The sequence below is a fragment of the Pedobacter psychrophilus genome (assembly GCF_001652725.1).
Taxonomy (GTDB): Bacteria; Bacteroidota; Bacteroidia; order Sphingobacteriales; family Sphingobacteriaceae; genus Pseudopedobacter; species Pseudopedobacter psychrophilus.
Genome location: NZ_LWHJ01000029.1, coordinates 214,207 through 228,516, shown reverse-complemented (window position 1 = coordinate 228,516; position 14,310 = coordinate 214,207). Strand labels below are relative to the sequence as shown.

Sequence of the window (14,310 nt, the reverse complement as noted above, 5' to 3'; positions counted from 1 at the left end):
AGATACAACTAAAAAAACCAGCTTAAGGTGTTTTTTAGTTGTAATAATGCTTTATCAACAAAATTATCTTGTTGGTTTAAAACCCTATAAAAACCTTCTTCATCAAAATAAAATCTAGCTAATAATGCTTTCATTTGGGTATTAATTAGCGATTTGGAAGTTTGTGAGTTCTTTGTAATAAATTCTACTTTGTTGGCAATACAAAATTTTAAGAAATTTTGATACTCTTTTTCACTTATGTTAAATTCAGAGGAGAAATTAGCCGCATTGTCAAATTGTTTCGGGTCAATTCTATTCACTAAAACATTATAAACATATTGAGTAATTAAACCTTTTGTATTTATTTTCTGGTAAAATGGCGTAATATCGATAGTATCTAAAGGGACAAAAATATCGGGCATTATGCCACCACCACCATAAACAGTTTTTCCTTTACTTGTTTTATATTTTTGTTTGGTTAAAAAAGTACTATCAGTCAGCGCACTATCTAACGAGGTATAATCGCCATGTTCAAATCTTTTATTAATCTCATCTTTATAAACATCTTTTCCTTTATTGTAAGATTTTTGGATTGACCTACCTGATGGGGTAAAATACCTGGCAATCGTTAAATTCATTGCAGATCCATCATCAAAACCAAATTGTTCTTGTACTAATCCTTTACCAAAAGAACGTCGCCCAATAACTGTTGCCCTATCCAAATCTTGTAGCGCACCTGTTAAAATTTCACTAGCAGATGCAGTACCCTCATCAATTAAAACTACCATTTTACCTCTTTCAAACAATCCATCTTTGGTTGCGTTATAATCAGTTCGGGGTTCATGAAGTCCTTTAGTGTAAACAATTAATTTTCCATCAGGTAAAAATTGATCTGCCAAGGCAGTTGCTGCATTTAAATAGCCGCCTCCATTGCCTCTTAAATCTAAAATTAAGCTTTTCATACCGCTCTTCATTAATTTGCTTAAAGCCATAGAAAAGTCTTCTTCGGTATTTGCACCGAATCGGGAGATTTTTATAAATCCAGTTTCTTTGTTAATCAGAAATGCTACATCAATACTACTTACTATAATTTTATCCCTTGTTATATCAAAAAATAAAGGCTTTAAGTTTCCTTTTCTTTTTACGGTAACCTTAACAATACTGCCGCTCTTTCCTCTTAACTTATTAATTATGTTTTCACTTAAAAGAGATTTATCATTTAATTTCTCATTATTAACAGCAGTAATTTTATCTCCCCTAATTAAACCCGCTTTATAAGAAGGACCATTTTCTCTTACATGCGTAATAAAAAGAGTATCGTTCAAAACATAGTACTCAATTCCGATACCATCAAAATTTCCTTCTAAACTTTCGTTTTGATTTTTAGCTTGTATTGGAGGCAGGTAAATAGTATGAGGATCTAAACTATTTAAAATATCATTAATGGCAAGTTCTTGTAAAGAATCCGTGTTCACAGAATCTACATAATTGTTTTTAATAACTTTTAAAATGCGGTCTAATTTTTCTTTTGGCTGAAGCGATATGGATGGAAAAATTCTTAAATCTCCATCATTTTTTTTCTGCTGATATGTAGCTCCTAAAATCATCCCAATTAAAACGGTGATGATGATAATTAAAGCAGTTTGAAAGTTGTTTTTAGACGAGCCGGACATTTAAATACAAAATAACTAATTAATTAAATGTTAATGAGATGTTTTTAAAAATATTTGATGTGATTTCCGTCAAAATCTATAATTAATTTCTTTTTGGTATCGTATTTTATCATTTTTACTTAAAATCAAATTTAATGGAACATTTTAAACCCAATAATTATAATTCACTATCGCCTTATTTGATTGTAGATGAAGCCGAAAAGCTGATTACTCAATTAAAGGCAATTTTCAATTGTACCGAGTTAAGAAGAATGGAAAGAGAGAATGGTAAAATTGCTCATTTAGAACTTAAATTTGACGATTCTGTATTAATGATTAGTGATAGTTTGGATGAATATCCTTCACATCAAACAATGTTGCATATTTATGTGCCAGATGTAATGGAAACTTTTATAAAGGCGAAAGAATTAGGTTGTGAGATAATTGAGGAACCTATAAAAAAGGAAAACGACTCTGATTAAAGAGGCTCTTTTTACGATCTTGCTAAAAATTATTGGGCAGTAAGTACACAAATCTATCATGAAAAATAAAATATCAAAAAATGTCTAAACAAACCACAGAACAGGATTCAGAATACGATGATTTAGAAAAAAAATCTGTTATCGAAATCTTAGAGAACATTAATAAAGAAGATCAATCCGTAGCTAAATCTGTAGAGAAGATAATTCCTAAAATAGAAACTTTAGTATTGGCCATTGTAGAAAAAATGGCAAGTGGCGGCCGTCTTTTTTATATTGGCGCAGGCACAAGCGGAAGATTGGGAGTGGTTGATGCATCTGAATGTCCTCCCACATTTGGCGTCCCTTTTGATTTAGTAGTTGGTATAATTGCGGGTGGTGACGGAGCAATTAGAAAAGCAGTAGAATTTGCCGAAGATAACGACCAACAAGCCTGGAAAGATTTGCAACCATTTAATCTTACTCCAAATGATGTTTTGATTGGGATTGCTGCTTCGGGAAGAACACCCTACGTAATTGGAGGATTAAAAAAAGCCAATGAATTAGGAATGATCACTGGTTGTGTAGTTTGCAATGCAGATAGTGAAGTTGCTAAGAACGCTAGCTTTCCTGTGGAAGTAATTGTTGGACCCGAGTATGTTACGGGTTCTACAAGGATGAAAGCTGGTACTGCTCAAAAATTGATCTTAAATATGATTAGCACTTCGGTAATGATAAAGCTAGGAAAAGTGAAGGGGAATAAAATGGTAGATATGCAATTAACCAATCATAAATTAGTTAATAGAGGTACACACATGATAATGGAAGAGACGGGTTTAAAAGAAGAAAAAGCCGCCGAATTATTACAAAAACATGGAAGTGTAAGAAAAGCTGTAGAAGATTTTATGGCCTCATTACAATAAATTATGCATGAAATAGAACCTTATTATAAGTGGAGAGACGATTATATTGCTGCAGAAGATGATAAGTCGCCATTTTATGAAACTCAGTATAATGAGTTTAGCTTCGATAAAAAAATATATAATTTTCTAATCCATCCGCAATGGGATTATTTTGGGTCTGATACGCTATACATTAAAATCATTTTTGTTGATTATGATTTAAACTATGCTATTATCGAATTAATTGGAGAGTGGAATGACGCCATAGATAATGATATTATGCTCTTAAAGCGAGAGATTATTGAGTCGATTGTTGGCGAAGGAATTGATAAGTTTATATTGATAGGAGAAAACGTTTTGAACTTTCATTCTTCTGATGATTGCTATTATGAAGAATGGTTTCAAGAAGTAGAAGATGGTTGGATTGCCGGTATAAACTTTCGCGAACATGTTATTGAGGAGTTTAAATCTAACAACATAGATTATTATATCAATTTTGGTGGTGAGTTGGATGATATGAATTGGCGACAATTAAAGCCATTACAGCTGTTCAATAAAGTTGAAGGATTGTTAATGAAGAGGTTGGGATAAGATTTCTAATCTTATGATATTTTTTAATTTCTATAAATTTTTTGGTTCTCGTCATGTCGAGGCAGCGGGACATCTCATTAGCAAGTTACCATTCTAGCTGCAAACCTAGTTGTGAGATGTCTCCTATCGTCGACATAACAGTGTTTTCATTTCCCATTTCGTCATGTCGAGGCAACGAGACATCTCATTAGCAAGTTGGTCATTCTAATTGCAAACCTATTTATAAAATTTGTCTTTTCTAGAGTTGATACAATAATAGAAAGCTCAAAACAACTTTAATTGTTCCTCTTTTTTATGAAAATGTGCTAAAGACAATTGATTTAATGAAGGGTTTGGCATATATTTTTTTAAAGCTAATTTAAAAAGCTGATGAATAGCTTCTGCTTCTTTTCCATCTCCTTTCATTCTTGTTCCCCACCTGCTATCATTTAAATTTCCGCCATGGCAAGCTGCAATTTGGTTCAGTACTTTTTGGGCTTTATCTGGATAGGCTTTAGAAATCCAGTCTTCAAAAATATTCCCAATTGCCCCATTTAATCTAACAATTGTAAAACTTGCATCGGTTGCACCGGCGTTTGCGGCAGCTTTAATAATTTCAGGAATTTCATCACTATTCAAACCAGGAATAATTGGTGCAACCATCACCCTTACGGGGATATTTTTTTCTGAGAGTTTTTCAATTACCTTAATTCTTCCTTTTCCGGTAACTGTTCTTGGTTCTAATTTTTGTCTTAATTCTTCATTTAAAGAAGTTACGCTCACATTAACATGAATTAAATCTAATTTATTTAACTCTTCTAATAAATCTAAATCCCTTAAAATCAGATTGTTTTTTGTGATGATACTCACCGGATGTTTATATTTTAAAAATACTTCAAGTAAAGAGCGAGTAATCTTGAATTTTCGCTCTGCGGGTTGATAGCAATCTGTATTTCCAGAAAGCATAATAACTTGTGGTTTATAGCTTTTATGGTTGATTTGTTTTTCTAAGATTTCAGCTGCATCAGGTTTAAAGATTATTTTTCGTTCAAAATCCAAACCCGCACTAAAGCCCCAATATTCGTGGGCATTTCTGGCATAACAATAAATACAACCATGTTCACAACCTTGATAAGGATTTATAGAATATAAAAAAGGAATATCCGGACTATTACTTACACTAATAATTTTCTTTGGACTTTCTTTTATAAATTCAGTGGAAGAATTTTCAAGAAAAGGTTCATCTAAACCCTCTATATTTTCTGTGGAAAATTGGTGACGATGAAATTTATTATTAGGGTTACTTTGCGAACCTCTTCCCTTAAAATAGGTCTCATTTTCTAAATCTTCCACAAATCAAAAATACTAATATTTTTAGCATTTTTGATTAAAAATCAAAATTTTATGGAAGCTTTGGAAGTGCATTAACGATAGGAGCGGCATCCTTTTTTTGACTTTTCAACAAAAAAAGATAGAGTGTATAGCGTGTTAAAATGCCCAAATAATTAAATTTTAGAATTGATATTTTCAATTTTATTAACCTAAATTTAAAATGAAATCGCTTTATCAAACAGATTTTTATATTTTTGTCAAAATCCTCAAAAATGAAATGCAATAGGGTAATATTTTTTTTAAACTTCTCTGAAATCTGCATTTCTTTTCATTCCAATAATATTCTAAAAAATGAAGTATAAGAGAATCCTTTTAAAATTGAGTGGCGAGTCTTTAATGGGCGAGCAATCTTATGGTATTGATAATGCGAGGGTATTACAGTATGCAGAAGAAATTAAAGCCATCCAAAAATTGGGGATAGAAGTTGCGATTGTTGTTGGTGGTGGAAATATATTTAGAGGGTTAAGTGCAGAAAAATCTGGAATGGATAGGGCACAAGCAGATTATATGGGCATGTTAGCTACCGTAATCAATGCTATGGCTTTACAAAATGCTCTGGAAACCGTTGGAGTATATTCAAGATTATTATCTGCAATTAAAATGGAACAAATTTGCGAACCTTATGTAAGAAGAAGGGCAATGCGCCATTTAGAAAAAGGTAGAGTTGTAATTTTTGGTGCTGGTACAGGAAATCCTTATTTTACCACAGATTCTGCAGCTGCGTTAAGAGCTATAGAGATTAAAGCAGATGTAGTTTTAAAAGGAACCAGGGTTGATGGAATTTATACCGCCGATCCTGAAAAAGACCCAACAGCTACAAAATTTGATACCGTAACATTTGAAGAGGTTTATAACAGACAATTAAATGTAATGGATATGACGGCCTTTACTTTATGCGATGAAAATAAATTGCCCATTATTGTTTTTGATATGAATAAAGAAAACAATTTAATGAAATTGATGCAAGGCGAAGCAATAGGTACATTAGTAAAATAATATAGCAATTTAAAACCATGAATGAGTTTATAAAAATGGAATTAGATGAAGCTCTTTCTGCAATGGAAAAAGCTTTAGTACATGCAGAAAGTGAATTTTTAAAAATTAGGGCCGGAAAAGCGAGTGTGGCCATGTTAGATGGTATTATGGTAGATTATTACGGGGCAGCTACTGCATTAGCACAAGTGGCAAACGTAAACACTCCAGACGCCAGAACCATTGTTGTACAGCCTTGGGAAAAATCTATGATTAGCCCAATTGAGAAAGCAATAATGGAAGCAAATATCGGTTTAAACCCACAAAATGATGGTCAATTGATCCGTTTAAATGTACCACCTTTAACAGAGGAACGTAGAAGAGATTTAGTAAAAAAAGTAAAAGAGGAAGCTGAAAGAGGTAAGATTACGGTTCGTAATATTAGAAAAGCAACCAATGAAAACATCAAAAAATTAAAAAATGATGGTGCATCTGAAGATGAGATTAAGGTTGGAGAAGGCGAGGTTCAAAAATTAACCGATGTTTATATTGCCAAAGTAGATCATCTAACAGAAATAAAAGAAAAAGACGTAATGACGGTTTAACGTCAAACAATAATCACAAATTAAGGGAATAGGTTAAATACCTATTCCCTTTCTTATTTTTGCGAGATTTAAAAAATTAGATGAAAATATTAAAAAGGTATTTAAAAAATTATAAGGGTTTAATTGGTTTGGCTTTGCTGTTTGCTGCCATTAATCAGTGTTTCTCTTTAATAGATCCACATATTACGGGATTAATAGTTGATAATTTTATTGAGAAAAAAAATGTACTAACTAGCCATGAGTTTACTTTTGGTGTTTTAAAGTTAGTGGGCTTAGGCGTTGGAGCAGCAATGGTTTCTAGAATTGCTAAAAACTTTCAGGATTATTTTGCCAATATCATTACACAAAAATTAGGTGCAAGCATGTATGCCGATGGTTTGGAACATTCTCTAAAATTACCTTATCAAACTTTTGAAGATCAAAGAAGTGGAGAAACCTTAGGTATATTACAAAAGGTAAGATTAGATTCAGAAAAATTTATCATCGCTTTTATTAATATCCTTTTTACAAGTTTAGTGGGGATGATATTTGTAATCATCTATTCTTTAACCATAAGCTATAAAGTAACCTTAGTTTATTTTGCGGCTATTCCGCTGATATTTATAGTTAGCTGGACGCTATCCAAAAAAATTAAAACCATACAAAAGAAAATAGTTGGCGCAACCACTTCTTTAGCTGGCTCTACTACAGAATCCTTAAGAAATATAGAGTTGGTAAAAAGTTTAGGATTAGCCAATCAAGAAATTAAAAGACTTAATAATACTACTTATAAAATTTTAGACTTAGAGCTTAAAAAGGTTAAATACGTACGTAGTATGAGTTTTTTACAAGGCACAACAGTTAATCTTGTAAGAAGTTCTATGGTGGTGATTTTATTGCTATTGATTTTTAAAAATGATATTTCTGCAGGTCAATACTTTACATTTTTATTTTATTCTTTCTTTTTGTTTGGACCCCTTCAGGAATTTGGTAACATCATATTAACTTATAGAGAAGCAGAAGCTTCGCTAAATAATTTTCAAACCATATTAAATATACCTATTGAAAAGAAGCCTGAAAATCCAATTTCAACTGGCAACATTAAGGAACTCATATTTGATAAAGTAAGCTTCAAACATATCTCTGCTACTAGAAACGCTTTAAATGGCATTAGTTTTAAAGTAAAGCATGGAGAAACGATTGCTTTTGTTGGTCCTTCTGGATCTGGTAAAACTACATTGGTTAAATTACTAGTTGGACTTTATAATCCAGTTTTTGGAAAGATTAAATATAATGATGTTGATAGTTTAGCCATAGATTTGGATGAACTAAGAGAGCGAATTGGTTTTGTAACCCAAGACACACAGTTGTTTTCTGGTAGCATTAGAGAAAATTTATTATTTGTTCGCCCTTCTGCAACTGATGAAGAGTGTATGCAAGTGCTTAAAAGAGCAGCCTGTGATTCTCTGTTGGCAAGGGCATCCCACGGTTTAGATACCGTAATAGGAGAAGGAGGCGTGAAAGTTTCTGGGGGAGAAAAGCAACGTTTGTCAATTGCGAGATCGTTATTACGTAAACCAAATATTTTGGTTTTTGATGAAGCAACATCAGCACTAGATTCTATTACCGAGGAGGAAATTACAGAAACCATTAGAAACGTTTCGGATCAATCTGATAGGATTACGATTTTGATAGCACACAGATTATCTACCATAATGCATGCCGATAGAATCTTTGTTTTAGAGAAAGGTAATATCGTTGAGCAAGGAAAACATTTGCAGCTAATAGAAGAAAAAGGTCTATATTATGCCATGTGGCGTCAGCAAATTGGAGAGAGATTTAACCAGGAAACTACACTAGTGGTTTAAATAATTATTTTTTGGAAATGAGTAAAATAACTTTAATTGGGCTCTTCTTTTTCCCCTTAATAGTAAGTGTACTTGCTGCCAAGGATATTTTTGAAAATAAAGATCTAAGCAATAACGCTAAATTAATTTGGATTATAGTTGCAATAATGATCCCTTTATTAGGGGCTATAGCGTATTTCTTTTTTGGAAAGAAAAAGCAAATTTAAAAACACACTATCAGAAAGAGTATAAATGATAGATAATGAATATATAAAGATTTTAATAGTCTAATATTTAAATTTCAATTAAACTCTAAATAAAAACATTATATAATTTATCTTAAAAACATTATTTGCTCTAAATTGTCATGATTATTAGCAAAGAATATCTTACTTTGTAAACTAGAATAAAATCCTAATTGTAAAAATGGAAGTACAGGCAGGGCCACTATTATCACAAATAAATTCTCCTACAGACTTAAAAAAGCTGAATGTAAAGGAGTTAAAAGAAGTTTGTAGAGAACTAAGGCAATATATAATTGATGTGGTTTCTGTGAACGGAGGTCATTTTGCAGCAAACTTAGGAGTTGTAGAACTTACTGTTGCCCTTCACTATGTTTTAAATACACCTTATGATCAATTAGTGTGGGATGTGGGTCATCAAGCTTACGGTCATAAAATCTTAACAGGTAGAAGAGGCGTTTTTCATACAAACAGGGTTTATAAAGGTATTTCTGGTTTTCCAAAACGGAGCGAAAGTGAATTTGATACATTTGGAGTAGGACACTCATCTACTTCTATTTCAGCCGCTTTGGGTATGGCGGTTGCATCACAATATAAGGGCGAAACAGACAGGCAACATGTTGCCATAATTGGAGATGGTTCTATGACTGCGGGAATGGCTTTTGAAGCATTAAATCATGCTGGGATAGAAAATTCTAATCTACTAGTTATTTTAAATGATAACTGTATGTCTATCGATCCAAATGTTGGGGCTTTAAAAGATTATTTAACAGACATCACTACTAGCAAATCTTATAATCGTTTTAGGGATGATGTTTCCGCAGTTTTAAGCAAAATATCTGAACTTGGACCAGATGCTCATAAGGTTGTAAAGAAAATTGAAAAAAGTATAAAAGGCACCATACTCAAAAAAAGTAACCTTTTTGAATCTTTAAAGTTTAGATATTTTGGACCAATTGATGGGCATGATGTTGAGCATTTGGCAAAGGTTATTGAAGATTTAAAACATATCCCAGGACCAAAATTATTGCATTGTGTAACTGTTAAGGGTAAAGGATTTGCATTAGCAGAAAAAGATCAAACCAAATGGCATGCTCCAGGTTTGTTTGATAAGATTACGGGAGAAATTAAAAAAACTGTTTCAGATAAACCGCAGCCTCCAAAATATCAGGATGTTTTTGGACATACTATGGTAGAATTGGCGCAGCAGAATGATAAAATTATGGGTGTTACGCCCGCTATGCCATCAGGTTGTTCGTTAAATATTATGATGAAGGCTATGCCTAATAGAGCATTTGATGTAGGCATTGCAGAGCAGCATGCAGTTACATTTTCTGCGGGATTGGCTACGCAGGGCTTAATTCCTTATTGTAATATTTATTCTAGCTTTATGCAAAGGGCATTTGACCAGGTTGTTCATGATGTGGCATTGCAAAAATTACCCGTAGTTTTTTGTTTGGATAGAGCAGGTATGGCTGGTGCCGATGGTCCTACCCATCATGGAGCTTATGATATTTCTTTTTTTAGGAGTATTCCAAATATGATTGTTTCTGCTCCAATGAATGAAGAAGAGTTGCGTAACTTAATGTATACGGCACAACTTAAAAATCATGGTGGTCCCTTTTCTATTCGTTATCCAAGAGGAAATGGCGTGATGACTGACTGGCAAAGACCATTTAAAGAAATTGAAGTTGGTAAAGGGAGGAAGATTTGTGATGGAGAAGATATCGCTATTATTACACTTGGAAGCATTGGTAACGAAGCTGTTAAAGCTTGTTTAGAATTAAACCAGGAAGGTTATCATCCTGCACATTATGACCTTAGATTTGTAAAACCGTTAGACCAAAAAATGTTGCATGAAGTATTTTCTAAGTTTGATAAAGTTATAACCGTTGAAGATGGTTGTGTACAAGGTGGGATGGGAAGTGCTGTTTTAGAATTTATGGCTGATAACAATTACAGTTCAAAAATCGTACGTTTAGGTATTCCTGATCGGGTTATTGAACACGGCGAGCAAAAAGAACTTTGGGCAGAATGTGGTTATGATAGCAATTCAATAATTAAAGAAGTAAAGAAAATGGCAATGCCAAGAGTAACCGAGAGTTTGGTTGGATAATAGTTGATCCTTCAATAATATAATTATTAAGGTTTGTGTTTTCACGAACCTTTTTTTATTACGCCATCTTGGTAATAAGCTAATTTATTAGACTTTTCAGCCAGTAAAGAATTATCATTAATAATATCTTATTGCTGTTGTTGCTGCATTTCCACAAATTTTCTATAAGAATTGATAGGAGTGTTCTCTAATCCCATAACTGCTTCTGTTTGGTCTAATGATGGAAGTGGATCGTTTTCATAAGCAACAGAAACTTTTACTTCTAATTTATGCTTAGAAGTTCCTTTATAAGTCCCTTTTACGGGGCTACAATCAACAAAATTACGCCCTACCGCTAATCTAACATGGGTATCATCAACAATGCAATTGTTTGTTGGGTCTAAGCCTAACCATCCATAATCAGGTAAATAAGCTTCTACCCAAGCATGTGTTGCGCCTTCGCCACGCATTCCATTTTTATTAGGACAAATATATCCACTAACATATCTAGCGGGAATTTGCATATATCTTAACATTACAGACAATATGTGTGCAAAATCTTGGCATACCCCAGATTTGATTTTCCAGATTTCTTCAACTGTTGTTTCTACAGTTGTTACCCCTTTTATATATTTAAAGTTTTGATAAACGTAGGTACAAAGATTTTTAGCTACTTCAAATGGCGAATTTTTTTTATCCTGAAAAGGTTTAATGGCAGCAAAAATTTCTTCCTGAGATTCAACAATTTCTTTTTTTAGAAAATTGATGTAAGGTAATTGATGAGAAATACTTTTAAGTTTTTCCCACTCATCATCTTTAAACATAGAAGCTTCAGGCATTACCTTTTTCTTTACGTTAACGATAATTATAGATTCTATCTTTAACTGTCTATGCGCTTCCGGATTGGTAAAAGTTCCAACTTCGTTACCATAATAATCGTCATAAACATCAATCTTAGGATTGCTGGTAATCATTAATTGTTGCTCTACCACTTCCTGCTGATTATCTTTTATCGGATAAAGCATAATTTGGTTTGCACTATCATAAACTGGTGATTCGTAAGAATAATAGGTACTATGATGTATGGTAAATTTTGGCATTAGTTTTAAGCTTTGTACTGTTTAGTTAAATGCAAAGTAATAATGATTAAACGCACTTCCAATTGCTAATAGTTCTAGTTTTATTTCATGAAGGTACTCTTTCAATCCTTTTTCTTCTAAATCTTTTAAATCAGAATATCTAATATGGCTTTCTAATTTGCCAATCATAAAGCTCAGCGCTTTGTACGCCTCACTGTTTCTTTCTGTTTTTAAAGTTTCAAAAGATTGTTTTAACCTCTTTACAGAGTAAATTATAGATCTAGGAAAATGTTCATTCCAAACAATCTGATGTAGAATATTTCTAGAATCTAATGCAGAACGATAGCTTTTTAAAAAAATCTCGTATCCAGAAATGGATAGCAAAAGATATTTCCAATAAGTAGGATCTGATCTTTCTTCTAAAGAATAATCCAATTCGCTGAATTTTACGTTTAAGATATCAACTGATTGCATTGCTCTTTCTAAGTATTTTCCAATATTCATGAAATAATATCCTTCTCCACGGGCCATGGTTATTTCACAAACTCCGTAATAGTGCATTCCTTGTTTCACCAGATCATCCAAAACAGAAACAGGATCGTCTAACTTTAATGCAGTAACTAAATCCTTATTTCTAGTAACATGGTAATAATCATTTAGGCATTGCCATAGTTCTTTGGTTACATTATCCTGTACAGACCTTGCGTTTTCCCTAGATTTATTAACCAAGCTAAAAACAGAATTTTTATTAAGCTTATTGGTTACCATAAACTCTAAAACTTTGCGCCCTTTGAATTTGTTTTTCTCTACTGTTAAAGGGAGCATATCAGAAAAAATCATGAGAACCGGACGCCAACTAAATTGTTCAAATTCGTCTTGAGAGCAAGCATAGTTTACACGTAGCAACCTTAAAATGCCATCACAGCGCTCCATATAACGAGACATCCAATACAAAGAATTTGCTACTCTACTTAACATATTTTAAATCTTATATTTTTTATTAGTCTATTGCTTATAGACTATTGTCTATCACCCATTAACTATTTAATACCCAAGTATCTTTACTACCACCACCTTGTGATGAATTTACTACCAGAGATCCTTCTTTTAATGCAACTCTTGTTAATCCACCAGGTACAATTTCAATTCCATTTGGGCCAAAAATCGCAAAAGGCCTAAGATCAATTCTTCGGGGCTGTAATTTTCCATTGATGTAACAAGGTGCAGCTGATAAACTAATAATTGGTTGTGCTATAAAAGACCTGGGATCTAGCAATACTGCTTTCTTGTATTCTTCTATTTCAACCTCTGTAGCAGCGTTTCCTATAATCATTCCGTAACCTCCAGAAGCATTGGTTTTTTTAATCACCATATTTTCGATATTCTCAAAAACATGTTTTCTTTCAGAAACATCATCCATTTTAAATGTAGGAACGTTTTTTAGGATGGGCTCTTCGTTCAGGTAATATTTTATCATATCCGGAACGTAAATATAAACAGCTTTATCATCAGCTACTCCATTTCCCGGAGCGTTAACAATAGCTACATGCCCTCTTCTATATGCCGACATTAATCCGGCAACGCCCAACATACTTCCAGAATTAAATACCAATGGGTCTAAATATTCATCATCTACACGTCGGTAAATTACATCCACTCTTTGCAAACCTTGAGTAGTTTTCATAAAAACCCGATGGTTATCTACTACTAAATCTCGCCCTTCTACTAACTCAATTCCCATTAACCTTGCCAAGGTAGAATGTTCAAAATACGCCGAATTGTAAATACCAGGTGTTAGCATTACAATATTTGGATTTGAGTTATGCCTTGGTGATAACGCTGCTAGACTTTTATAAAGTAATTGCGGATAGTTTGTTACTGGTCTAACTGCATTTAGAGGAAGTAAATCCGGGAAAATACGTTTGGTAATTTCTCTGTTTTCTAACATGTAAGAAACTCCTGAAGGTGTTCGAAGGTTATCTTCTAACACATAAAAAGTTCCGTCAGCATCCCTAATAATATCAATCCCAGATATATGGACAAAAATATCATGTGGTACTTTAAGGTTGTGCATTTCCCTTAAATAATGCTCGCAAGAATATATCATATCAATTGGGATAATTTTATCCTTTATGATAAATTGATTGGAGTAAATATCGTTTAAAAAGAGATTTAAAGCTTTTAATCTTTGTTTAATGCCACTATCTATATAATCCCATTCTGCCGCAGTTATAATACGCGGCACAACATCAAAAGGAAATATTTTTTCTATGCCTTCATCTCCAGAGTAAACGGTAAAGGTTACGCCTTGGCTCATAAACAATCGCCTGGCCATTTCCTCTTTTTTGTTTAACTCTTCTGCAGGATAATTTTTTAAAAACTCATAAAGTTTTTGATAAGGCGCCCTGATTTTTTTCCCATTGTACATTTCGTCATAAAACTCTGTACTGGATGTATAACCATTAAATATTTTAGAGGAACCCATTCTGTGAGCAGTTAATTTAAATTTTTCAAAAGGTATATATAATTTGATAAATC

13 protein-coding genes are annotated in these 14,310 nt (G+C 32.9%); 8 read left to right on the top strand and 5 right to left on the bottom strand.

Going from position 1 to position 14,310, the window contains the following annotated elements:
* Nucleotides 1-8: 8 nt before the first annotated feature.
* Nucleotides 9-1,652 (bottom strand): S41 family peptidase, encoded by a 1,644-nt coding sequence (locus A5893_RS13240; RefSeq protein ID WP_068823056.1) that lies wholly within the window; start codon nt 1,650-1,652, stop codon nt 9-11.
* 134 nt (nt 1,653-1,786) lie between these two features.
* On the opposite strand from A5893_RS13240, the gene A5893_RS13235 reads away from it, so the two are divergent.
* From A5893_RS13235 to A5893_RS13225, 3 genes are all read left to right on the top strand, one after another.
* Entirely contained in the window at nt 1,787-2,113 is a 327-nt protein-coding gene (locus tag A5893_RS13235; RefSeq protein WP_068823055.1) for a VOC family protein, read from the top strand.
* Between the two features lie 80 nt (nt 2,114-2,193).
* Nucleotides 2,194-3,012: an N-acetylmuramic acid 6-phosphate etherase gene (murQ, locus tag A5893_RS13230; RefSeq protein WP_068823054.1), complete on the top strand. Its 819-nt coding sequence runs from the start codon at nt 2,194-2,196 to the stop codon at nt 3,010-3,012.
* Nucleotides 3,013-3,015: 3 nt separating this feature from the next.
* Nucleotides 3,016-3,582, top strand: coding sequence for a hypothetical protein (locus tag A5893_RS13225; RefSeq protein WP_068823053.1), 567 nt, complete (start codon nt 3,016-3,018; stop codon nt 3,580-3,582).
* Nucleotides 3,583-3,846: 264 nt separating this feature from the next.
* On the opposite strand, the gene A5893_RS13220 is transcribed toward A5893_RS13225, so the two are convergent.
* Nucleotides 3,847-4,914, bottom strand: coding sequence for a PA0069 family radical SAM protein (locus tag A5893_RS13220; RefSeq protein ID WP_068823052.1), 1,068 nt, complete (start codon nt 4,912-4,914; stop codon nt 3,847-3,849).
* A gap of 330 nt (nt 4,915-5,244) precedes the next feature.
* Between A5893_RS13220 and pyrH the strand changes: the two genes are divergently transcribed.
* The 5 genes from pyrH to dxs all read left to right on the top strand — a co-directional run bounded on the left by pyrH (nt 5,245) and on the right by dxs (nt 10,714).
* Nucleotides 5,245-5,949 (top strand): UMP kinase, encoded by a 705-nt coding sequence (gene pyrH / locus A5893_RS13210; RefSeq protein WP_068823050.1) that lies wholly within the window; start codon nt 5,245-5,247, stop codon nt 5,947-5,949.
* Between the two features lie 17 nt (nt 5,950-5,966).
* A complete protein-coding gene (gene frr, locus A5893_RS13205; RefSeq protein WP_068823049.1) occupies nt 5,967-6,530 on the top strand; it encodes a ribosome recycling factor in 564 nt (187 codons plus the stop codon).
* 80 nt (nt 6,531-6,610) lie between these two features.
* Entirely contained in the window at nt 6,611-8,377 is a 1,767-nt protein-coding gene (locus tag A5893_RS13200; RefSeq protein WP_068823048.1) for an ABC transporter ATP-binding protein, read from the top strand.
* Between the two features lie 17 nt (nt 8,378-8,394).
* The gene (locus A5893_RS13195; RefSeq protein ID WP_068823047.1) at nt 8,395-8,583 is read left to right on the top strand and encodes a PLDc N-terminal domain-containing protein; all 189 of its coding nucleotides are present in this window, start codon (nt 8,395-8,397) and stop codon (nt 8,581-8,583) included.
* Nucleotides 8,584-8,782: 199 nt separating this feature from the next.
* Nucleotides 8,783-10,714, top strand: a complete 1,932-nt coding sequence (dxs, locus tag A5893_RS13190) for a 1-deoxy-D-xylulose-5-phosphate synthase (protein WP_068823046.1) — start codon at nt 8,783-8,785, stop codon at nt 10,712-10,714.
* A 128-nt stretch (nt 10,715-10,842) separates the two neighbouring features.
* Here the strand turns inward: dxs and A5893_RS13185 are convergent, their stop codons facing one another.
* From A5893_RS13185 to A5893_RS13175, 3 genes are read right to left on the bottom strand one after another with little or no spacing between them, the layout of a single operon-like run.
* On the bottom strand, nt 10,843-11,793 hold the full coding sequence (locus tag A5893_RS13185) for a transglutaminase family protein (protein ID WP_068823045.1): 951 nt from the start codon (nt 11,791-11,793) through the stop codon (nt 10,843-10,845).
* Between the two features lie 21 nt (nt 11,794-11,814).
* Nucleotides 11,815-12,750 (bottom strand): alpha-E domain-containing protein, encoded by a 936-nt coding sequence (locus tag A5893_RS13180; RefSeq protein WP_068823044.1) that lies wholly within the window; start codon nt 12,748-12,750, stop codon nt 11,815-11,817.
* Nucleotides 12,751-12,808: 58 nt separating this feature from the next.
* Nucleotides 12,809-14,257, bottom strand: coding sequence for a circularly permuted type 2 ATP-grasp protein (locus A5893_RS13175; RefSeq protein ID WP_068823043.1), 1,449 nt, complete (start codon nt 14,255-14,257; stop codon nt 12,809-12,811).
* Between the last annotated feature and the right edge of the window lie 53 nt (nt 14,258-14,310).